Raw genomic sequence first — 19,954 nt, 5'->3', positions numbered from 1 at the left:
CGATCAGCCGGCGAGAGCGATCGAGATCTTCCCGGCGCCGTACCCCGAGACGTCGACCTTGAGGTCGAGCCGCCGCCCCAGTGCCATCAGCCAGTTCACCGCGTCCGCCGGCGCGCTCTCCCCGGGGAGGAACGTCTGGTACAGCTTCAGGCGCGGGACGCCCTCACGGTTGAGGAGGCCGGCGAGAATGTTGCACACCTCGATGGCGTTCTCGCCGATCATCTTGGAGATCTCGTTGTCCTCGATGCAGGCTTCCGCACCACCGGGCGGGATCAGACCGATCGCGGCACCGGCGAAGGCGGTGAGCGCGAAGTCCATCCCGATCACGGCCAGCAGCTGCTGGCGTTCGTCGGTGTAGAGGGCAACCAGGGTCTTGGGGACGTCGGCGGATCGGAGCGGCTCGGCCGGGTTGACCGTGACCGGCCGGCCGAGAAGGTCGTCAAAGAGGTCTTTGACCGCCTTAGGAACGGGCAGAACATGCGACATAGCTCAAATCATCCCAAAATTGGGTCGAGTGCGTCCTTAAATGTGTCCGCTGTGAACGGCTTCGTGACCAGAAAAAGCGCGCCCGCGTCCTCTGCCGCCTGTCGCATCTCCGGCGTGCCCTCCGAGGTGACGAAGCCGAACGGCACCTGCACGCCCTGGGCACGCAGCATCCGCAGCACCTCGACGCCGGTCATGTGCGGCATGTTCCAGTCCGACAGCACCAGGTCCGGCTTCTCCGCTACCGCCTTGTCGAAGGCCTCCTGCCCGTCACACGCCTCGACCAGATCGTGTCCTTCGTAGCCGGCCTGGCGAAGGGTCCGGGTCACGATCTGCCGCATGACCCGGCTGTCGTCGGCGATCAGAATCTTCATGCGCTTGCTCCAGCAAGATCGGTGGTGCTCTCCAGAACGGTCACGGTGACCGACTCGTCCATCCAGGTGCCGTCCAGGTGACAGATCTCGGTGACCGCGGGGTAGCGCCCCTGCGTCCCCTCGACATGCACGTGCGGCAGTGACAGTGCGCTGGGCTCCGGCAGCAGGCTCTTCACGTTGCCGCCGATGATGTTCGCGAGCTCGCCGAGGGCGTCGGCGACGTCCTCCTCGGCGACGTCGTCGAACTCGATGCCCAGCAGCGCGGCCGCGACGTTCTTCGACGCCGCGTCGGAGCAGCTGACCAGGACGTGGCCGCGCCAGGCGCCGGTGACGGAGACCGAGGCCGTGACGTCGGCCTGGTGCTTCTCCGCGGGGACCGGCACCAGCGGACTGGAGCCGTCCAGGTCGAGGTAGGAGGACCAGACCTGTTCGGCAATGACCTTCAGGTCATCCTCGGTTGGGTTCGTCGTCATGCTGCGACTCCGTTCGGGACGAGGCCAAGCAGTGCCAGCTTGTCGATGATCGCGTCCGGCGTGAACGGCTTGATCACGTACTCGTGGGCGCCCGATGCGAGGGCCCGCACGATCTGGCTCTGTTCGCTCTCCGTCGTGACCATCATCAACGTCATCCCGCGCAGGCGGGGTTCGGCACGGACCGCGGTCACGAACTCCAGCCCGTTCATCTCGGGCATGTTCCAGTCGACCAGCGCCAGGCCCGGGATCTCGCCGTCACCGTCGAGAACATTGGCCGTGAGGTAGTCCATCGCCTCTTGGCCGTTGCCCGCCTCGACCACGTCGAAGCCGAGCTGTGCCACGATCCGCTTCAAAATGAGGCGCATCGCGCGCGAATCGTCGATCACCATGGTGAGCATCTGGCGTCACCCCTTTCCTACTGCGCTCACGGAAGCGGCGGTCTTCGGTGCGGTCCGCAGCTTGTAGGCGGACGTCCGACCGGCAACCACCCGTTCGAATCTGTCGTCGATGCCGATCGTGGTCTCGGCCGAGCCCAGGAAGAGCCAGCCGTCGGGCCGCAAGGTGCCGGCGACCCGTTGCAGCACCGTCCGCTTCGTCTGGACATCGAAGTAGATCAGCACGTTGCGGATGAACACGATGTCGAACGGCCCCATGGAAGGGAACGGCGCGGCCAGGTTGAGCCGGCGGAACGAGACGTTCTTGCGCAACGCCTGGGCGATCTGCCAGTGCGCCCCGTTGCGCTCGAAGTGCTTCACCAGCAGCGGCGCCGGCAGTCCCCGGTTGACCTCCAGCTGGGTGTACTGGCCCGCCTCGGCGCGGGTGAGCATCTCGGTGGAGATGTCGGTGCCGATGATGTCGAAGGACCAGCCGGGCGGCAGGTTGTCCTGCAGGACCATGGCGATCGTGTACGGCTCCTGGCCGCTGGAGCTCGCCGCCGACCACACCTTGATCGAGCGGGTGGTGGCCCTGCGCACCAGCAGGTCCGGCAGCACGGTGTCGACGAGCTGCTTGAACGGCTCGCCGTCGCGGAAGAACGACGTCTCGTTGGTGGTGAGCGCGTCCACGATCTTGCGGTGGACCTCCGGTTCGGGCCGCTGCTGGGCGCGGGCGACGAACTCCGACACGCTCGGCAGGCCGGACTGCCGGGCCAGCGGCAGCAGCCTCGCCTCCACCAGGTACTCCTTGCCCGCCTCGAGCACGATCGCCGCGTCGCGCCGAACGAGGCCGCTGATGAAGGCGAACTCCTGGGCAGTCAATGTCATCGGGTCACCTCCATGGACTTCGCACCCCGACCACCGGCGGTACGGCTGATGAGATGGTGGGCGATCTCGCCCAGCGGCAGGACGGCGTGGGCGAGTCCGGCCGTCGCCACCGCGCCGGGCATGCCCCAGACGACCGAGGTCGCCTCGTCCTGCGCGACGATCTCCGCGCCGGCCCCGCGCAGCTGCTCGGCGCCGCGTTTCCCGTCCTGCCCCATCCCGGTGAGGATGATCGCGAGGGTGGCGCCGCCGTAGGTCTTCGCCACCGAGCGGAACAGCACGTCGACGGCCGGCCGGCAGAAGTTCTCCGGCGGGCCGGTGTTGAGCTTGGTGACCACCTCGGTCCCGCGACGGTGCACCTCCAGATGGAAGTCGCCGGGCGCGATGTACACGGTGCCGGGCCGCACGACCATCTCACCGGTCGCCTCCACGACGGTCAGCGCCGCGGTCCGGTCGAGCCGGTCCGCGAACATCTTGGTGAACACGGGCGGCATGTGCTGCACGACGACCACGGGCACCGGCAGGTTCGCCGGCAGCGCCCGCACCACGGTCGTCAGCGCGTCCGGCCCGCCGGTCGAGCAGCCGATCGTGACGACCTCGACCCGGTCGGCCCGCGGCGAGGTGCGCACGGGCGCGGTCGTGGGCGGCGCGGTCACCGGTGGCCGGGTCGAGCCGGGCAGCGGGTTGCCGCCGGGGCGGGCCAGGGGTGGCGCGACGGTGTGGCCGGTGCCGAACGTGCGGGTGTTGGGCCCGATGTTGGGTCCGATGCCGATCGGTCGCGTCGGTGGCGCGAGCGCCGCCCGGCGTCCTCCGCACAGGGCGTGGATCCGCGGGATGATCTGCTCGCGGACCGACCGGATGCTCTCCGCGACGCTGCCGACGTTGGCCGGCTTGGTGACGTAGTCGCTGGCGCCCGCCGACAGTGCGTCCAGGGTCGCCGTCGCGCCGGCCGCGGTGAGCGTGCTGAACATGATGACCGGGAGCCGGGCGTACAGGGCGCGGATCGCGCGCAGGGTCTCGAGACCGTCCATGATCGGCATCTCGATGTCCAGGGTCACCAGATCCGGGCGGAGCTGCTCGATCTTCGTGAGCGCCACCTTCCCGTTCGGGGCGGTGCCGACGACGCGGATCTCCGAGTCGTCGCTGAGCGCGTCGGTGATCAGACGCCGGACGACGACTGAGTCGTCCACCACCAGAACCGAGATCACGCGCCCTTGCCTCCAGCACCGGGGGCCTCACCGCAAATGCGAGGCCCGTCACGTTCCAGCGGGCTAATCGGCGGTGCTCGGGGGACGATGAGGGAAATTCCAAAAGAACCGCCCCTGCCCGGAGCATTCCGGACAGGGGCGATGTTCGGGGGCCTCGCGGGCGATACGTCAGACCGACAGGGGTCCCATCGCGGTGAAGTACGGGTCGAGCAGCCGCCGGGCCGTCGTGGAGTCCAGCAGGTCGCGCACCATCAGTGCCTGGACGGCGCCGCTGAGCAGGTTCCACACCCCGCCGGCCCGGTCGCTGACCGGCACCCCGGAGCGGTCCAGGGCCTGCACCAGCAGCAGCTGCGCGGCGGCGCCGGCACGGACCCGGCCGGAGAGGAAGACGGCCCAGGACGCGGAGTGCACGGCCGGCGCCCAGTCGGTCAGGCCCGGGCGGGAGGTGTCGGTGACCTTGTTGAGCTGGCGCATCTCGGCCGGGGACAGCGAGCCGACCCGGGTCAGCATCTGGCGCAGGTCGTCGGCCTGGGGGCCGAGGTCGTGCTCGCGCTCGGGCAGGGCGCGCAGCGCGGCGGTGTAGGGGGCGCTCAGCCGGCGCCGCGACTCGTCGGTCAGCAGCTCCCGCAGGTAGGCGGCCGCCGCGGCGTCGGACAGCACGCCGGTGGCCTTGCTCGCGACCTCGCTCTGGCGCTGCCGCGGCGCGCGCACCTGCGGCGTCGGCATCGTGGCCTGCGCCGGGCGGTTGCCCCAGGTCCAGTCGAGGATGTCGTACCGCAGGCAGTGCAGCAGCCCGTCGAGGGTGCCGAGCGGGGCGCGCTCGACCACGGCGAGCGCACCGGCGTCGGCGTTCACCGCGCGACGCTCCTGGGCGGCGGCGTCGACGTCACGCCACAGGTCGACACGGTCCCAGTCGTCGTCGGCACGCGCCGACGCAACCGCGTCAAGGTCACTCTGAGTGAGCGAGAGTCCGCGAAGCAGCACATCGGCTGCGGCCGATCCGCCCTGCAGACGGGAGAGGTCGAAGCCGAGAACGGGGGCGCTAACCAGGCTGTACATGGCAACTAGTCTGCAACGCAGCTGCACCCCGGTCTGTCAGCCAAAAGGGTCGGGGGCGACGTCCGGCGGGCGGCCGGGCGTCACCCCCTGAGCGTACCCCGTTCCGCCGGGTCAGATCTTGAACCGTGCGACGAGTGAGCGCATCTCACTCGACATGCGGGACAGATCGGAAGCCGCGCGTTGCGCCTCCGCTACGTTGAGTGACGTGTTCTGGGTGGCGGCGGCGACCGTGGAGACGTTGGTGGCGATCTCGACGGAGCCGGTCGCGGCCTCGCTGACGCTGCGGTTCATCTCGTTGGTCGTCGCCGTCTGCTCCTCGACCGCGGAGGCGATGGTGAGCTGGTAGTCGTTGATCCGCGAGATGATCTGGCTGATCTCGCCGATCGCGGCGACCGCGCCGGTGGTGTCGGCCTGGATCGCCTCGACCCGCCGGGAGATGTCCTCGGTCGCCCGGGCCGTCTCCTGCGCCAGGTCCTTGACCTCGTTGGCGACGACGGCGAAGCCCTTGCCGGCCTCTCCGGCCCGGGCCGCCTCGATCGTCGCGTTGAGCGCGAGGAGGTTGGTCTGTTCGGCGATCGATGTGATGACCTTGACGACGTTGCCGATCTCCGTGGAGGACTCGCCGAGCCGGGCGACGGCCTGGTTGGTCGACTCGGCCGCCATCACGGCCTGGGACGCGACCTTCGCCGCCTCGCTGGCGTTCTGCGCGATCTCGCGGATCGACAGCCCCATCTCGTCGGCGCCGGCGGCGACGGTCTGCACGTTGCGGGAGACCTGTTCGGCCGCGGCGGCGACCAGGTTGGCCTGGTCGCTGGCCTCGCCGGTGCCGCTGGCGATCTGCGCGCTGACGCCGGTGAGCTCGCCGGCGGACGCGGCCAGGGACGAGGCGGTGTGATCCATCGTCTGCACGGTGGTGCGCATGCTCTCGGTGGCCTTGTTGAGCGCCTCGGCCATGACGCCGACCTCATCGGCGGACCCGACCTCGACCCGGTGGCTGAGGTCACCGGCGGCGACGGCGCCGAGCACCTCGGCGACCCGGCGCAGCGGCCGCACGACCAGCGACGTGACCCACAGGCCGATGCCGAACGCGGCGAGCAGCCCGAGCACGGCCGCGCCGATCAGCATCATCCGGCTCTGCTCGTAGTCGTCCTGGGCGGCGGCGCGCCACTGCTCGGCCTCGGCGAACTCGGTCGCCTGCAGCTTGTCGATCAACTGCTGGGCCTTGACGATCTGCGGGGTGCCCTTCGCCGCGGCGATCTGCACGTAGAGGTCCAGCCGGCCGGCGTTGGCGGCGGGCACCATCTCGGTGTCGCGGACCGTCTGGTAGGTCTTCATGGCCGCGGCCACGGCGTCGGCGTCGGCGGCCCGGTCGGCCGCGGCGCCGGCGCTGTACCGGGCGATCGCCGCCGTGATGCTCTCCGCGGCGGCCTGCTGCTGGTCGGGCGACAGCGCGGCCAGGGTGTCGGTGATCCCGTCGCGGATGTCGGACAGCGCCGCGAACTGCGCGCTCTTCGCGGTGACCTTGCGCATGGTGTCGTTGGCGTCGCTCAGTCCCTGGAGCGCTCCGACGGTGATGGCGATCATGACGATCCCGGCCACGACGAGGGCGCTGAGCACCTTCGTGCGCACACCGCGGTTGGTGAACCAGTTCATGGACTCATTCCTCGCGGTTGCCGGTGCCGGGCTGGCTGGTGTTGACGGCCTTGGTGGTGTCCAGCGCGAGCAGCAGCCGGCCGTCGAGCTTGAACGCGCCGGTGATGAGGTGCCGGCTCGGCCCGTGCAGGGTGTCCGGCGGCGGCTCGAACGTGTCGTCCTGGAGCGTGACGACCTCGCCGATCCGGTCGACCAGCAGGGAGACGGACTCCTCGTCGGTCTTCACGATCACGTTCATGGCCGGTTCGGCGCTCTTGGTGCGTGGCGGCAGGCCGAGCTGCACCCGCAGGTCGACGGCGGCGATCACCTGGCCGCGGAGGTTGAACAGCCCACCGACGGATTCCGGGGCGAGCGGCACGGGCGTGTACTGGTCGAAGGAGAGGACCTCCTGCACCTTGGCGACGTCGAGCCCGAAGAGCTGGTCGGCGACCTCGAAGGTGGCGTACTGGCGGCTGGCCATGATCAGGCTCCGGCGTGCTGGTAGGTGTAGTCGGCGTTGGTGTCCGACTGGTACGGGTCGTAGGGGTCGGTGGTGGTGTCGATCTTGGTGTGGAAGAGGGGGTCGGCGGCGAGGATGGCGCGGCGCACGTCGAGCAGTTCGGTGACGCGCTGCTGGATGACGGCGGAGCCGAGCAGCCCGTCGTCGCCGAAGTCGCGGCGCGAGTCGTCGAGGCCTTCCTCGACGATGTCGAGGATCTTCTCCACGGCGAGGGCGACGGAGCGCCCGTTCTCCGTGTAGACCACCACGGGCACGGTCGGCCCGGGTTCGGTCTCGTACGCGCCGAGCAGGTGGGACAGGCGCAGCACGGGCAGGATCTGGTCGCGGTACTGCACGACCTCGCGGCTGCCGGTCCGCTCGATCCGCTCCACCGGGAACTCCTCGAGTCTGGTGACCATGTCGAGGGGGATCGCGACGCGGCGGTCGCCGACTCCGGCGATGAGGAGCCGGCCGCCGTTGCCGCCGCCGCGGCGAACCGTCGTGTCGGCGTCCTTGGGTTCGACGCCGGCGGCGAGCTGTGCCCGGCGGGCGAGCGACGCGACGTCGAGGATCAACGCGACGCGGCCGTCGCCGAGCAGGGTGGCGCCGGCGTACACACCGATGTCCTTGAACCTGGACGTCAGCGGCTTGACCACGACCTCCTCGGTGTTGAGGACCCGGTCGACGACCAGCCCGAAGCGTTTCCCTTCGGCCTGCAGGACGGCGACGTAGACGTCCTTGTCGTGTTCGCCGTCGCGGTGGAGTCCGAGGGTGTCGTCGAGGTAGACGAGCGGGAGGAGTTTGCCGCGCAGCCGGTACACGGGTGCGTCCATGGCGTGTTCGACGACGCGGCCGGACTGCCCGTCCAGATACACCAGCTCATGCACCGCGACCTGCGGGATCACATACCGCTCGTCACCACACTCGATCGTCAGCGCCTGAATGATCGCCAGCGTCAACGGAATCGTCAACCGCCACGTCGTGCCCTGACCCACCACCGAGTCCACATCAACCGCACCACCGATGCGCTCAATGTTCGTCTTCACCACATCCATACCCACACCACGACCGGACACGTTCGTCACCGCCTTCGCGGTCGAGAACCCCGGCCGGAACACCAACCCCAGAATCTCCCGGCGATCCATCGTCGCCAACTGATCCCGCGACACCAGGCCCTTCTCCACCGCGATCCGCGCGATCTTGTCCGGATCAATCCCCGACCCGTCATCGCGGACCTCGACGATCACATGCCCACCCTCGTGGTAGGCCCGCAACGTCAACGTCCCCTCAGCATGCTTCCCCGCCGCCACCCGCTCATCCGGCGACTCAATCCCATGATCCACAGCGTTACGGACCAGGTGCGTCAACGGGTCCTTCACCGCTTCGAGGAGCGACCGGTCCAGCTCAGTCTCCTTACCCTCCTGCGCCAGACGGATCTGCTTACCGAACGTCGAGGACAGATCCCGCACCACCCGCGGCAACTTCGACCACAAATGATCAATCGCCTGCATCCGCGTCTTCATCACCGACTCCTGCAACTCAGAAGTGATGAGATTCAACCGCTGACCCGTCCGCGTCATCCCCGGATCCGCCACCGACCCGATCGCCCGGATCAACTGATTCCGGGTCAACACCAACTCCCCCACCAGATTCATCAACTTGTCCAGAAGATCCACATCCACCCGGATCGACTGATCCGCCACACTCCGCTTGGAGACGATGTCCTCGCCGCCTTCGCCGGCGGCGGGCTTGGCTGCGGCGGCCGGGGCGGGAGCGGCCGGTGCGGGCGGGGCGGCCCGCGGCGGGCGCGGCCGGTGCGGGTGGCGGAGGTGGCGGGGGCGGCGCGGCCGCCGGGGTCTTCACGACGACGACCGGTTCGACCACGACGACCTCGACGACGGGTGTGGGGTCGATGACCGCGCCCTGCACCACCTCGGCGATCGGCGTCGCGGCGGGAGCGGCGGCCGGGGCGGGAGTGCGCGGGGCGGGAGTGGGCGTCGACCCGTCGGTGATGCAGGCGTTGACGGCCGCGATCACGCCGGTGTCGTCGCCTTCGAGTTCCTGGCCGTGCTCCTCGATCTCCGACAGCAACCCACGGACCGTGTCGACCATCCGCAGCAACGCGTCGGTCGTCGAGGGCGTCATGCCCTGCGCGCCGTCGCGCAGCCGCGACAGCAGCGACTCACCGACGTGCGTCACCTTCTCCAGACGGTTGAACGCCAGAAAGCCCGAGGTGCCCTTGATCGTGTGGATGGTGCGGAAGATCGACGACAGCAGCTCCCGCGATCCCGGCGCGGCCTCCAATGCCACCAGGTCCCGGTCAAGCTGATCCAGGTTCTCGTGCGACTCCACGAGAAACTCCTGAACGATGTCACCCAAGTCGCTCACGGCCAGGCTCCCTTCAGCCCTCACCGGGACAAACCACGCATGGGGCCTGCGCGCCGGGCGAAGGTCCGGAGCAGACCTCAGCAGCAAGCCCAGCGGCAAACTCACTGGACAATCGGCACGATGAGGGGCCGGTCAAGGAGATTCGTTGCGTTACGGTAAGCGAACCGTCACGCAGGGCTGCTGCCGGTGGTGTGTCAGCCGAGTTCGGCGGGGCGCGGGCCGCCGACCGGGTCGCGGCGGATCAGGGTGGCCTGCCGGATCAGCCGGCGCGCGGTGCTGAGCTTCGGCTCGCAGGTGACCAGCGTGAGCAGCGGGCCGGCGCCGGGTGGCGGCGGGGCGAGGACGTCGCTGCGCTCGGGCTGGACCACGCTCGCGTCGACGACCCGGTAGACGTACCAGGTGTCGCGGGTCTCCACCACGACCGGCGCGCTGACCTCGAGCTCGTCGAGGTTCCAGAAGACGCCCGGGTAGCGGTGCCCGGCGATGCCGGCGTTGCCGGTCTCGCCGAACGCGGCGGTGCCGGGGATGTGGCCGGGGCCGAGCATCAGCCGCTGCTCGTCGGATCCTTCGACCACGTAGAGCCGCAGCCGCAGCGTCGGCACGTGCAGCAGCGCGATCGGGCCGCCTTCTTCGGCGGCGGCCTCGGCGGTGTCCCCCGCGCTCCCGGGCAGCCGCATGGGCGCCGGGGGTCTGCGCCCGGCGGCCTCGGCGGCGGCGGTCGCGCCGGTACGGGGATCCCGGCCGTCCCCGGCCCACTGGGCGGCGAGCCGCTCCTGCGCGGCGTGGACGGCGCGGACCCGACCCCACCAGTTCCACGCCGTCACGCCGCCGGCGGCCACGCCCGAGGCGAGGAGCAGGACGGCGGCGATCAGGAGCAGGCGCGTCGTCCGGTCGCCGCCTCTGCCGGTACCCACAAAACGGACTATAGGCGCTGAAATTTGGGCACAACGAGCTTCGGTCGCCATTCAGCCGGAAGCGTCGATCCTGTTCGCACCCCGCGGCGCAACCGGCCGGCGACGAGCTGCTGCTGCAGGCCGCCGCCCTGCGGGAGCTGGACTGCGGCTACGCGCAGGGCTTCCTGTTCGCCCGCCCGATGCCCGCCGACGCGCTGCGGGCCCTCCTGTCGACCCAGCTGTCGGCGGTCGCGCGTCCTGACGGATTGACGGATCAGGTGCGGCCCTCGCGCTCCTGCGCGGCCTGCAGCGTCGAGGAGTGCGGGACCCAGTCGGCGAGCTGCACGGGGTGGCCGAGCTTGCGCAGCTTCGTCACCACCTCGGGGTCGTCGTCGACCACGAGGGCGATCGACGACTCCCGGGCCAGCCGGGCCAGCACGCCCGCCTTGAACTCCTTCGCGGGGCGGCGGTCGTTGGCCGGTCGCATGAACAGCAGCTCCGCGGGCAGCCCGGCGCGGCGCAGCCAGGCGTCGGTGACGGGCCGCAGGTGCTCCGGGCGGCCGGTGAGCCAGACCAGGACGTGCTCGGCCGACTGCCGCAGCGCGAGCTCGACACCTTCGGGCAGCACCGGGTCCCGGTCGGCGGCGGCGAAGAAGCGGGCCCAGTCCTTGGGCCGCTTGTCGAGGTGGCGGAGCCGGTGCCGCACGTCGGCCACCACCCCGTCGATGTCGAACACGGCGAGTGCCGCGTCGCGCTGCTCTGGCGTGTCCACCCGCTCATTCTGCCCGCCGTCACTTCGGCAACGGCAGGTCACACCTGTCCCCGGCCTGCTCCTTTCACCCCCGACGAAGTACGCCAAGCGGACGTTTCCGCAGCTCAACAGGCGTAGTCTTCGCACCGGGCGTGGCGGCCGCGGCAGAGCGGCCAACAGGGGACAAGGCCCAGCGAGGCGGTGGCCCCACCGCGCCGATCGAAGGGGGTGTCCGCTTGTTGCGGATCATGTTGGCCGACCTCCGGGTCGCCCGAGTGAAAGCCTACGACCATGTGGCCGCCTGAGGCGGAGCGGTTCGCGGACCGGACGACCGCGGGCCGCTTGCTCGGCACCGCCGTCGCCGCGCACCTGCGGCAGCTCGACATGACGCAGGCCCCGCTGGTGCTCGCGCTCCCCCGGGGCGGGGTCCCCGTCGGGCACGCGGTGGCCGAGGCCATCCGCGCCGACTTCGACCTCATGATCGCCCGGAAGATCGGGCTGCCGTGGCAGTCCGACCAGGGCGTCGGCGCGATAGCGGAGAACGGCCCACCGGTGTTCGACCGCAGCGCCCTCGCGTGCGTCGGGTTGAGCACCAGTGACCTCGGGCCCGCCGTCCAGCGGGAGCGGGTGGAGCTGCGGCGCCGACAGGAGCGGTACCGCGGATCACGGCCGGCGGCGGAGGTGACCGGACGGGTGGTCATCCTCGTCGACGACGGGCTGGCAACCGGGGTCACCGCGCGCGCGGCGATCCGGGCGTTGCAGACCGGCAAGCCGGCGCACGTCGTGTTCGCGGCGCCGGTGTGCGCGGCGGAGTCGGTGGACCTGCTCGCCGGCGACGTCAACGCCGTGATCGACATCCACTCCCCCCGGGAGTTCCACGCCCTCGGCCTGTACTACACCGATTTCACCCCGGTCACCGACACACACGTCACCGACATCTGCGCCATGGCTTGGGGCACCGCCAAGGTGCCCACGCCGGTCTGATCCGGCACGCACAACCACGTCACACCGACGCTCTGCCCGCCCAGGGTTTAACGCACCAGGGGCGGGTAGAGCGTCACCCCATGAGGGCGAGTCTTGCCGCGACCGTCGAGGTCCGCGGAGATGCGACCGTGGTGCACGTCGCCGGAAGTCTCGGCGTGAGCACCGCGCCGGTGCTGCGCACCACCGTCCTGGAATGTCTCGCCGACGAGCCGGCGCTCATCGTGCTCGACGTCGCGGAGCTGCGGGCCCACGAAGACGTGGCGCTGACCGTGCTCCCGGCCCTCGCCCAGCACGCCGCGGCCTGGCCCGGCAGCACGGTGAGCATGGCCGCCGCCCCCGCCCCGCTGCGCTCCGCGCTGGACCGGATGGCGGTCGCGCGGCAGATCCCCCTCTTCGCCACCACCGACGCGGCGATCGCGCACGGCGGTGCCGGCGCGCCCGGCGGCGAGCCGCAGGGGATGCGGGCCCGGCTGCAGCCCATGGTCGACGCGACCGCCGCGGCCCGGCACCTGGTGGACCGAGCCTGCCGGTCGTGGGGGGTCGCGCGGGTCGCCGACCTCGCCGAGCTCATCGTCACCGAGCTGGTCAGCAACGGGGTCCGGCACGCGGGGACCGACCTGGAGGTCCGGGTCGCGCTGCGCCGCCGGCAGCTGCACCTGTCGGTGCGCGACGGCAGCCCGAAGCTCCCCGTCCGGGGCGCCACCGGCGACACCCTCGCCGAGAGCGGCCGCGGCCTGCTCGTGGTCGAGGCGCTCACGCACCGGTGGGGTTGCACGCCGGTGCCCGACGGAAAAGTCGTCTGGGCGACCCTGAGGGCACAGTAAAGGTCACCCACGACCTCACCCTTTCACATATTCATTGGCAATTCCCCCGTGCGTACAGTGACCGGGAAAGCAATTCCGCCCGGTTCCACGACCGCACGCTCAACCGCGAATCGCTTGCTGCGCAACGCGATGGGATAGGGGGGAGTCTCCACCATGGAGACAATGCCCATATACAAAGACCGATTCGATTCGGCACTTTCACTGGAATCCTGGCGTCATGGGGACGAGGAGATCCTGCGCCCTTCCGGAGTGCTCGACCACGCGGCGAGCCTCGACCTTCGACTCGCGCTCAGCCAGCGGCTCGACGCCGGCCAGGTCAACCTGACCGTCGACCTGTCCCGGCTGCGTCTGCTCGACTGCGCCGCCGCCGACACCCTGCTCAGGGCCCAGCTGGAGGCCCAGGAGCGCGGTGGCGGGCTGCGGACACCGGGCGCGTCCGACCTGGTGCTGGACGTCCTGGAGATCATCGGGGCGGCGAAACGCCTGCGCGCCTACGACGACCCTCCCCTCGGCGCTCCACCGCCGGTACCGGACGAGTCCGAGCCGCCGAGCCAGTGGACGACCGTCAACGAGCTGCTGCGCCAGGCAGCCACGATGGACGTCAAGGACGCCCGGCGTGGTGCGCTGCGGCAGCGGGCGATCGAACACAGCCTGCCCCTGGCCGACCGGCTGGCCCGCCGGTTCCACGGGATGGGCGAGTCGCCGGCGGACCTCAGCCAGGTCGCCGCGCTGGGGCTGATGAAGGCCATCGACGGCTTCGACCCCGACTACGGCACCGACTTCGGCGGGTACGCGACGCCGACGATCGTCGGGGAGCTCAAGCGGTACTTCCGGGACAAGGGCTGGGGGGTGCACGTGCCCCGGCGGCTCCAGGAGCTGCGGATCGAGATCAACCGGGTGCGGGACACGCTCGGGCAGCGGCTGGGGCGCTCCCCCACGCCGCGCGACGTCGCCGAGCACCTGGGCGTCGCCGAGGACCAGATCCTGGAGGCCCTCGTGGCGTCCTCGGCATACCGGCCGGTGTCGCTGTTCGCACCGCTCGGCGGGGACGACGACGCGGGCACCCTCGCCGACGTGCTCGGCGACGACGACCGCGACATCGACGGCGTCGAGTTCCGCCAGGCGGTCAAGCCGCTGATCGCCCGGCTGCCGGAGCGGGAACGGCGGATCCTGTCCCTGCGCTTCTACGGCAACCGCACGCAGGCGCAGATCGCCGCCGACCTGGGCATCTCCCAGATGCACGTGTCGCGGTTGCTCTCGCGGACCCTGGAGGGCCTGCGCCGGGCGCTGCTGGACGGTTGAGATCTCGTACCACCGGGTAGGAAGCCCCCGGTGCACCGCCGGCACCGTCGCCGGTGTGGCTGAAGGGGGAATCGTGACGGACCTCCACACGGTGGAGATCGCCGCAGTGCTACGACAGCTCACCGCCCGCCTGATCGCCAGCGACGACCTCGACGAGGCCCTCGAGGACCTCGTCGAGACCGCTGCCGACCTGGTGGACGGTGCGTCGTGGTGCGCGGTAACCCTGGTGCGGGCGGGCGGGCCGTCGACCGCCGCCGCATCGCCCGAACTGCCGGCGACGCTGCACGACAGCCAGTACCACAGCGGCACAGGCCCGTCGATGGAGGCAATCCGTACCCGGGACCTGATCGTCAGCGCCGACCTGTCCTCGGACGAGCGCTGGCAGGGCTGGCGCGAGCACGCGCTGGAGGCCGGGGTGCACGGCGTGCTCACCGTCCCGGTCGACATCGACGAGCAGGTCATCGGGGCGTTGACGGTGTACGCGGCGCAGCCCGGACGCTTCACCCCCGACGCCGGCCTGACGGCGATGCTGATCGCCGAGCACGCCGGGCTGCTGCTCGCCGCGGTCGTCGACCGGGGCCGGCAGGCGGACCTGCACGCGGAGCTGACGGAGGCCCTGGCCGACGGCGAGACCGTCAACCGGGCCATCGGGATCATGATGGTGCAGCGGGCCTGCTCCTCGGAGGCGGCCTTGGAGGTGCTGCGCGGCACCGCGGGCCGGCTCGGGCTGCCGCTGTCGGCCGTCGCCCAGCGCCTGGTCGAGACGGTCGAGCGGCGCGCGACCGTCGCCTGAAACGGCGTTTCGGCCGCACCGGCCCGCCATCCTTGGCGAAACCGGTGCGGCCGGGCTCATGCGGCGGGTGATCCCGCGGGTCAGACCGTCAGGGTCCAGCTGTCCAGGCGGCCGGTGTTGCCCTTGTACGAGTCGCGCACCCGCAGCTTCCAGGTGCCGTTCTTCATACGGCTGCTCAGGTTCACGGTGTAGGCGGCGTCGAGGTTCTTCGCCTTGTCCTTGGTGCTCGCGGCCTTGAGGCGCTTGACCGAGCCGTTCGGCGCGATCAGCTCGACCACCAGGTCGCCCTTCTTGCCGTGCACGACGTGCACCTCGACGCGGGCCTTCGACGACGCCTTCCCGGCGCAGCCGCTGACCGTGACGGCGGTGGTGACCGTACCCCGGTCGCGGATGGTGGCGTCGGCGCCGTTGGTGCGCACGTTGCACGGTGCGGCCGCCGGGGCGGGCGTGGCGACGATCGTAACCGGCTGGCTGACCGGCTGGCTGACCGGCTGGCTGACCGGCACCGCGGCGGCCAGCGCGGCGGTGGACAGCAGCCGGTTCGGGGAGCCGGCGCCGGCGTCGCCGACGACGTTCGGCACCGACGTGGACAGCAGCCCGCTCTGCACCTGCGCCGGGGTCGCCGACGGGAACGCCGACAGGTAGAGCGCCGCGGCGCCGGTGACGTGCGGGGTCGCCATCGAGGTGCCGCTCATGATCGCGGCACCGGTGTCGCCGCTGTTGCTGGCCGAGGTGATCGCGACGCCGGGGCCGAACACGTCGACGCAGGAGCCGTAGTTGGAGAACGACGCCCGGTTGTCGCTGGAGTCGGTCGCGCCGACGGTGATCGCCTCGGGCGTGCGGGCCGGCGAGATGCCGCAGGCGTCGACGTCCTCGTTGCCGGCGGCGATGGCGTAGGTGACGCCGGAGGCGATCGAGTTGCGGACCGCCTGGTCCAGCGCCGGGCTGGCGGAGCCGCCGAGGCTCATGTTGACGACCGCCGGCTTCCGCGCGTTCGCGGTCACCCAGTCGATCCCGGCGATGATGCCGGAGTACGAGCCGGAGCCCTCGCAATCCAGTACCCGGACGCTGACGATGTTCACGGACTTCGCCACGCCGTAGGTGCTGCCGCCGACGGTGCCGGCGACGTGGGTACCGTGGCCGTGGCAGTCGCTCGCGTCGGTGTCGTTGTCGACGAAGTCGTACCCGGAGCGGGCCCGGCCGCCGAACTCGCTGTGCGTCAGGCGTACCCCGGTGTCCAGCACGTACGCGGTGACGCCGGCGCCGGTGGCCTGGTAGGTGTAGGTGCCGTTCAGCGGGCGGCCCGCCTGGTCGAGGCGGTCCAGGCCCCACGGCGCGCCGCTCTGACTGCCGGTGAGCGCGACGGTGCGGTCCTGCTGGACGTAGTCGACGAGCGGGTTCGCGGCGAGCCGCTTGGCGCCGCGCTCCGTCAGCTGCGCCGAGAAGCCCTTGAGCGTGCTGCCGAAGGAGCGCCGCACCTTCCCGCCGAACCGGTCGGCGAGCCGGCTCGCGCTGCCGGCGGTGTCGGCGGCCGCCACCGTGTCCTTGAGCACGACGATGTAGCGGTCGCGGATCGCGCCGGGGCTGCCGGCGCCGCGGATCTGTCCCTCCGCCGGGGCGGCCAGGGCCGGAGAACCGGCGGCCACGATGCCGGCGACCGCCGTGGCGGCGACGAACGTGGCGCGCAGGGTGACTCGCATCTGGCTGGCCCCTCCCGAAGTGGTGACGTTGCTTGCGTCACCAATGTTCGGGAGCGGGTGGTGCGTGGCCGGTTCACCGCGGGTTGCCGTGCGGTTGCGGCGTTTTCCTCAGTGCGACAGGCAGTTGATGGTGGCGAGGAGGCTGTTGAGGGGGCGGCCGCGGGTGAGTTTCGTGTCTGCGAGGGACAGCCCGTGCACCGACGTGGCGTGCGGCGCGTTCGCGCTGTAGAACACCACGGGCACGTCCGCGGTCGCCTGGTTGCCGCGGAAGAGGTTGAGCAGCTCGTCGCCGTCGACCCTGGGCAGGTGCAGGTCCAGCACGGCCACGTCGAAGTGCGGCTGCCCGGAGGCGACGTCGAGGGCCTCCTGCGGCGTCGCCGCGGTGATCACGTGGTGGCCGCCGATCTGCAGCCTGATCGCGGTGGTCTCGCGGATCTCCGCGTCGTCGTCGACGAGCAGCACTCGGGCCATGGCAGCAGGGTTCCCTTCCCGACGGATCGCAACCGTCTCATCGGCCGGGGAACCCCACCACGTGAACACTTGCCGCTTTAACCACGTGAACACTTGCCGCTTTATGAGCCCGACCGCCGCCGGCGCATCACGATGACGACGACCACGATGGCGGCGATCACCACGACGGCGCAGCAGCACCCGCCGATGAGGCCACCGAAGCCGCCGCTCACCTTCGGTTTCTTCTTCGCGACCTCGCCGCTGATTTCGAGCACCGAGGGGTTGAGGTAGCTGACGACGTATGCGACGAGAGCGGTCATGTCGTCAAGGTATCCGGTGCTGTCACGCCCTGATCCACGCGGTCGTGTCGGGCGGCAGGCTGCCGTCGGCGGCCAGGTCCCCACTGGCGAGCAGGACCTCACCCGGCGGCAGCGGCGCGGGCACCTGAGCGAAGTTGGTGATCACCCGGATCCCGCCGTTGCGGAAGTCGACCCGGTCCTCACCCTCGTTCCAGACCAGGACGCCACGGCCCAGCTGGTACGTCCGGCGCAGGCGCAACGCCTCGGTGTAGAGCGACAGGGTCGAGCCCGGCACGCCGCGCTCGGCGTCGGCGGCGAAGCGTCCCCAGTCGGCGGGCTGCGGCAGCCACGACGCGGCACCCGGCCCGAAGCCGAACGACGGCGCGGCGGCCTCCCACGGCACCGGCACCCGGCAGCCGTCGCGGCCCCGGACCTCGTGCTTGGAGCGGAACCAGGTCGGGTCCTGCCGCTCCTCGTCGGGCAGCGTCGTGTGCTCCGGCAGCCCGAGTTCCTCACCCTGGTACAGGTAGGCGGAGCCGGGCAGCGACAGCATCAGCATCGTGGCGGCGCGGGCCCGCCGCAGGCCGAGCGCCTCGTCCGGCTGAGGGTCGCCGACCCCGATGCCGCCCTGGGTGCTGTGGCCGGGCTCGTACCCGAGGCGCGAGGCGTGCCGCACGACGTCGTGGTTGGACAGCACCCAGGTGCACGCGGCACCGACGGGCGCGACGCCCTCGATCGACTCGGTGATCGCGGCGCGCTGGTCGTCGGCGGTCCACGGGGCCATCAGGTAGCTGAAGTTGAACGCCTGGTGCATCTCGTCGGGGCGGATGTAGCGGGCCATCCGCTCGGCCGGCGACACCCACGCCTCGCCGACCATCATCCGATCGCCGTCGTAGGAGTCCAGGACCCGCCGCCACTCGCGGTAGATGTCGTGCACGCCGTCCTGGTCCCACATCGGCGGCGTGCGGTGCTCCGCGCCCGGGCTGGTGATCGGCACCTGCGCCTCGGTCCAGTCGGGCAGGCCGCTCTCCTTGATCAGGCCGTGCGCGACGTCGACCCGGAAGCCGTCGACGCCCCGGTCGAGCCAGAACCGCAGGACGTCGGTGAACATGTCCCGGACCTCGGCCAGGTCCCAGTTGAGGTCGGGCTGGCTGGAGTCGAACAGGTGCAGATACCACTCGTCGTCCGCCACGCGGGTCCAGGCGGGGCCGCCGAAGACGCTCTGCCAGCCGTTGGGCGGCTGCTCCCCGTCGGGGCCGAGGCCCTTGCGGAAGTGGTACCGCTCCCGCGCCCTGCTCCCGGGTCCGGCGGCGAGGGCCTCCTGGAACCAGGCATGGTCGCTGGAAGTGTGGTTGGGCACCAGGTCGACCACGACGCGCAGCCCGCGGGCCTTCGCCGCGGCGACCAGGGCGTCGAAGTCGTCCAGCGTGCCGAACCGGGGGTCGACGTCACGGTAGTCGGCGACGTCGTACCCCGCGTCGTGCTGCGGCGAGGGGTAGAACGGCGACATCCACAGCGCGTCGACACCCAGCTCGGCGAGGTGGTCGAGGCGCGACGTGATGCCGCGCAGATCCCCCATGCCGTCTCCGTCCGCGTCCGCGAACGAGCGTGGGTAGACCTGATAGATCACGGCATCACGCCACCAGACCAGCGAACTCACCCCTTGACTCCACCGGCCAGCAGGCCGCGAACGAAATATCTCTGCAGCGACAGGAACACGATGATCGGGATGACCATCGACACGAACGCGCCGGAGGTCAGCCGCTGCCAGTCGTTGCCCCGGGTGCCGGCCAGCTCGGCGAGCCGGACCGTCAGCGGCCGGGTGTCCGGACCGGAGGTGAACACCAGGGCCACCAGAAGATCATTCCAGATCCACAGGAACTGGAAGATCGTCAGGGACGCGAGGGCCGGCGTGATGAGCGGCAGGACGATCCGCCGGAACGTCATCGCCGGTCCGGCACCGTCGACCCGGGCCGCCTCGAACAGGTCCTTCGGCAGCTCGGACATGAAGTTGTGCAGCAGGAACACGCCGAGCGGCAGGCCGAAGCAGGTGTGCGCGAACCACACGGCGAAGAAGCCGCCGCCCCAGGTGGTGTAGTCACCCAGGATCTGCAGCAGCGGGATGAGCGCCATCTGCAGCGGCACGATCTGCAGCGTGAACACGCCGATGAAGATCCAGTCCCGGCCGCGGAAGTTGAGCCACGACAGCGCGTAGGCGGCCATCGCCGCCAGGCTGACCGAGAACAGCACGGCCGGCACGGTGATGGTCAGCGAGTTGATGAAGTAGCTGGCCAGCCGGCCGGAGGTCGCCGAGGTGCCGAACACGACCTCGTTGTAGTTGTCCAGGGTCAGGCTGGGGTTGGTGAAGAACTTCCACCAGCCCGTCGTCTTGATGTCGTTCTCGGGTCGCAGCGACGAGACGAACAGGCCGAACGTGGGGATCGTCCAGAGGATCGCGATGATGATCGACACCACGCTGGCGGTGCGGGAGGTGAGCTTGCGGCGGACCCGTCCGGCCATGGTGCTCGCCTCGGGCTTGGCGAGCGGACTGGCCTCGGGGGCGGCCTTGTCGAACGAAACGCT

Annotated in this window: 22 protein-coding genes; 4 read left to right on the top strand and 18 right to left on the bottom strand. The window is 70.7% G+C overall.

Features of this window, described 5'->3' with window-relative positions; translation table 11 throughout:
- Window positions 1-3: 3 nt before the first annotated feature.
- The 13 genes from OHA72_RS16300 to OHA72_RS16240 form a co-directional block, all read right to left on the bottom strand.
- The gene (locus OHA72_RS16300; protein ID WP_327008660.1) at window positions 4-486 is read right to left on the bottom strand and encodes a hypothetical protein; all 483 of its coding nucleotides are present in this window, start codon (window positions 484-486) and stop codon (window positions 4-6) included.
- An 8-nt stretch (window positions 487-494) separates the two neighbouring features.
- Window positions 495-857: a response regulator gene (locus tag OHA72_RS16295; protein WP_327008659.1), complete on the bottom strand. Its 363-nt coding sequence runs from the start codon at window positions 855-857 to the stop codon at window positions 495-497.
- On the bottom strand, window positions 854-1,330 hold the full coding sequence (locus OHA72_RS16290; protein WP_327008658.1) for a chemotaxis protein CheX: 477 nt from the start codon (window positions 1,328-1,330) through the stop codon (window positions 854-856). Before OHA72_RS16290 ends, OHA72_RS16295 begins: the two co-directional genes overlap by 4 nt.
- Window positions 1,327-1,728: a response regulator gene (locus tag OHA72_RS16285; RefSeq protein ID WP_327008657.1), complete on the bottom strand. Its 402-nt coding sequence runs from the start codon at window positions 1,726-1,728 to the stop codon at window positions 1,327-1,329. The genes OHA72_RS16290 and OHA72_RS16285 overlap by 4 nt, the downstream gene beginning before the upstream one ends.
- Before the next feature lie 6 nt (window positions 1,729-1,734).
- Window positions 1,735-2,592 carry a CheR family methyltransferase gene (locus tag OHA72_RS16280; RefSeq protein ID WP_327008656.1) on the bottom strand — a complete coding sequence of 286 codons (858 nt, stop codon included), beginning with the start codon at window positions 2,590-2,592 and terminating at the stop codon, window positions 1,735-1,737.
- Window positions 2,589-3,779, bottom strand: coding sequence for a protein-glutamate methylesterase/protein-glutamine glutaminase (locus OHA72_RS16275; protein ID WP_327008655.1), 1,191 nt, complete (start codon window positions 3,777-3,779; stop codon window positions 2,589-2,591). The genes OHA72_RS16280 and OHA72_RS16275 overlap by 4 nt, the downstream gene beginning before the upstream one ends.
- 186 nt (window positions 3,780-3,965) lie before the next feature.
- A complete protein-coding gene (locus OHA72_RS16270) occupies window positions 3,966-4,856 on the bottom strand; it encodes a hypothetical protein (protein WP_327008654.1) in 891 nt (296 codons plus the stop codon).
- 111 nt (window positions 4,857-4,967) lie between these two features.
- On the bottom strand, window positions 4,968-6,509 hold the full coding sequence (locus OHA72_RS16265; protein ID WP_327008653.1) for a methyl-accepting chemotaxis protein: 1,542 nt from the start codon (window positions 6,507-6,509) through the stop codon (window positions 4,968-4,970).
- Between the two features lie 4 nt (window positions 6,510-6,513).
- Window positions 6,514-6,969 carry a chemotaxis protein CheW gene (locus OHA72_RS16260; protein ID WP_327008652.1) on the bottom strand — a complete coding sequence of 152 codons (456 nt, stop codon included), beginning with the start codon at window positions 6,967-6,969 and terminating at the stop codon, window positions 6,514-6,516.
- A gap of 2 nt (window positions 6,970-6,971) precedes the next feature.
- The gene (locus tag OHA72_RS16255; protein WP_327008651.1) at window positions 6,972-8,642 is read right to left on the bottom strand and encodes a chemotaxis protein CheW; all 1,671 of its coding nucleotides are present in this window, start codon (window positions 8,640-8,642) and stop codon (window positions 6,972-6,974) included.
- On the bottom strand, window positions 8,527-9,480 hold the full coding sequence (locus OHA72_RS16250) for an Hpt domain-containing protein (protein WP_327008650.1): 954 nt from the start codon (window positions 9,478-9,480) through the stop codon (window positions 8,527-8,529). Before OHA72_RS16250 ends, OHA72_RS16255 begins: the two co-directional genes overlap by 116 nt.
- Before the next feature lie 89 nt (window positions 9,481-9,569).
- Window positions 9,570-10,289, bottom strand: a complete 720-nt coding sequence (locus OHA72_RS16245; RefSeq protein WP_327008649.1) for a class E sortase — start codon at window positions 10,287-10,289, stop codon at window positions 9,570-9,572.
- 253 nt (window positions 10,290-10,542) lie between these two features.
- Entirely contained in the window at window positions 10,543-11,040 is a 498-nt protein-coding gene (locus tag OHA72_RS16240; protein WP_327008648.1) for a phosphatase domain-containing protein, read from the bottom strand.
- A 270-nt stretch (window positions 11,041-11,310) separates the two neighbouring features.
- Here OHA72_RS16240 and OHA72_RS16235 point away from each other — a divergent pair, with 270 nt between their 5' ends.
- The 4 genes from OHA72_RS16235 to OHA72_RS16220 all read left to right on the top strand — a co-directional run bounded on the left by OHA72_RS16235 (window position 11,311) and on the right by OHA72_RS16220 (window position 14,922).
- Window positions 11,311-12,003, top strand: coding sequence for a phosphoribosyltransferase (locus OHA72_RS16235; RefSeq protein ID WP_327008647.1), 693 nt, complete (start codon window positions 11,311-11,313; stop codon window positions 12,001-12,003).
- 80 nt (window positions 12,004-12,083) lie between these two features.
- Entirely contained in the window at window positions 12,084-12,827 is a 744-nt protein-coding gene (locus OHA72_RS16230) for an ATP-binding protein (protein ID WP_327008646.1), read from the top strand.
- A 249-nt stretch (window positions 12,828-13,076) separates the two neighbouring features.
- Window positions 13,077-14,129, top strand: a complete 1,053-nt coding sequence (locus tag OHA72_RS16225) for a SigB/SigF/SigG family RNA polymerase sigma factor (protein ID WP_327008645.1) — start codon at window positions 13,077-13,079, stop codon at window positions 14,127-14,129.
- A 73-nt stretch (window positions 14,130-14,202) separates the two neighbouring features.
- Window positions 14,203-14,922 carry a GAF and ANTAR domain-containing protein gene (locus tag OHA72_RS16220; protein ID WP_327008644.1) on the top strand — a complete coding sequence of 240 codons (720 nt, stop codon included), beginning with the start codon at window positions 14,203-14,205 and terminating at the stop codon, window positions 14,920-14,922.
- Window positions 14,923-15,002: 80 nt separating this feature from the next.
- Here OHA72_RS16220 and OHA72_RS16215 read toward each other — a convergent pair whose 3' ends face one another.
- The 5 genes from OHA72_RS16215 to OHA72_RS16195 form a co-directional block, all read right to left on the bottom strand.
- Complete coding sequence (locus tag OHA72_RS16215) at window positions 15,003-16,622, bottom strand: S8 family peptidase (protein ID WP_327008643.1); 1,620 nt, start codon at window positions 16,620-16,622, stop codon at window positions 15,003-15,005.
- Window positions 16,623-16,730: 108 nt separating this feature from the next.
- Complete coding sequence (locus OHA72_RS16210; RefSeq protein WP_327008642.1) at window positions 16,731-17,093, bottom strand: response regulator; 363 nt, start codon at window positions 17,091-17,093, stop codon at window positions 16,731-16,733.
- A gap of 101 nt (window positions 17,094-17,194) precedes the next feature.
- Window positions 17,195-17,392: a hypothetical protein gene (locus OHA72_RS16205; protein WP_327008641.1), complete on the bottom strand. Its 198-nt coding sequence runs from the start codon at window positions 17,390-17,392 to the stop codon at window positions 17,195-17,197.
- Between the two features lie 22 nt (window positions 17,393-17,414).
- Window positions 17,415-19,031 (bottom strand): glycoside hydrolase family 13 protein, encoded by a 1,617-nt coding sequence (locus OHA72_RS16200; protein WP_442788588.1) that lies wholly within the window; start codon window positions 19,029-19,031, stop codon window positions 17,415-17,417.
- Entirely contained in the window at window positions 19,028-19,891 is an 864-nt protein-coding gene (locus tag OHA72_RS16195; protein ID WP_327011575.1) for a carbohydrate ABC transporter permease, read from the bottom strand. Before OHA72_RS16195 ends, OHA72_RS16200 begins: the two co-directional genes overlap by 4 nt.
- Between the last annotated feature and the right edge of the window lie 63 nt (window positions 19,892-19,954).

The sequence above is a fragment of the Dactylosporangium sp. NBC_01737 genome, from assembly GCF_035963215.1.
Taxonomy (GTDB): Bacteria; Actinomycetota; Actinomycetes; order Mycobacteriales; family Micromonosporaceae; genus Dactylosporangium.
The sequence above is the reverse complement of the archived record's forward strand: the minus strand, read 5'-3'. Positions and strand labels throughout refer to the sequence as shown.

Coding starts and splice junctions, on each gene's coding strand:
- OHA72_RS16300 (WP_327008660.1), bottom strand. CDS start 486: ATGTCGCATGTTCTGCCCGTTCCTAAGGCGGTCAAAGACCTCTTTGAC.
- OHA72_RS16295 (WP_327008659.1), bottom strand. CDS start 857: ATGAAGATTCTGATCGCCGACGACAGCCGGGTCATGCGGCAGATCGTG.
- OHA72_RS16290 (WP_327008658.1), bottom strand. CDS start 1,330: ATGACGACGAACCCAACCGAGGATGACCTGAAGGTCATTGCCGAACAG.
- OHA72_RS16285 (WP_327008657.1), bottom strand. CDS start 1,728: ATGCTCACCATGGTGATCGACGATTCGCGCGCGATGCGCCTCATTTTG.
- OHA72_RS16280 (WP_327008656.1), bottom strand. CDS start 2,592: ATGACATTGACTGCCCAGGAGTTCGCCTTCATCAGCGGCCTCGTTCGG.
- OHA72_RS16270 (WP_327008654.1), bottom strand. CDS start 4,856: ATGTACAGCCTGGTTAGCGCCCCCGTTCTCGGCTTCGACCTCTCCCGT.
- OHA72_RS16265 (WP_327008653.1), bottom strand. CDS start 6,509: ATGAACTGGTTCACCAACCGCGGTGTGCGCACGAAGGTGCTCAGCGCC.
- OHA72_RS16260 (WP_327008652.1), bottom strand. CDS start 6,969: ATGGCCAGCCGCCAGTACGCCACCTTCGAGGTCGCCGACCAGCTCTTC.
- OHA72_RS16255 (WP_327008651.1), bottom strand. CDS start 8,642: ATGAATCTGGTGGGGGAGTTGGTGTTGACCCGGAATCAGTTGATCCGG.
- OHA72_RS16235 (WP_327008647.1), top strand. CDS start 11,311: ATGTGGCCGCCTGAGGCGGAGCGGTTCGCGGACCGGACGACCGCGGGC.
- OHA72_RS16230 (WP_327008646.1), top strand. CDS start 12,084: ATGAGGGCGAGTCTTGCCGCGACCGTCGAGGTCCGCGGAGATGCGACC.
- OHA72_RS16215 (WP_327008643.1), bottom strand. CDS start 16,622: ATGCGAGTCACCCTGCGCGCCACGTTCGTCGCCGCCACGGCGGTCGCC.
- OHA72_RS16210 (WP_327008642.1), bottom strand. CDS start 17,093: ATGGCCCGAGTGCTGCTCGTCGACGACGACGCGGAGATCCGCGAGACC.
- OHA72_RS16205 (WP_327008641.1), bottom strand. CDS start 17,392: ATGACCGCTCTCGTCGCATACGTCGTCAGCTACCTCAACCCCTCGGTG.
- OHA72_RS16195 (WP_327011575.1), bottom strand. CDS start 19,891: ATGGCCGGACGGGTCCGCCGCAAGCTCACCTCCCGCACCGCCAGCGTG.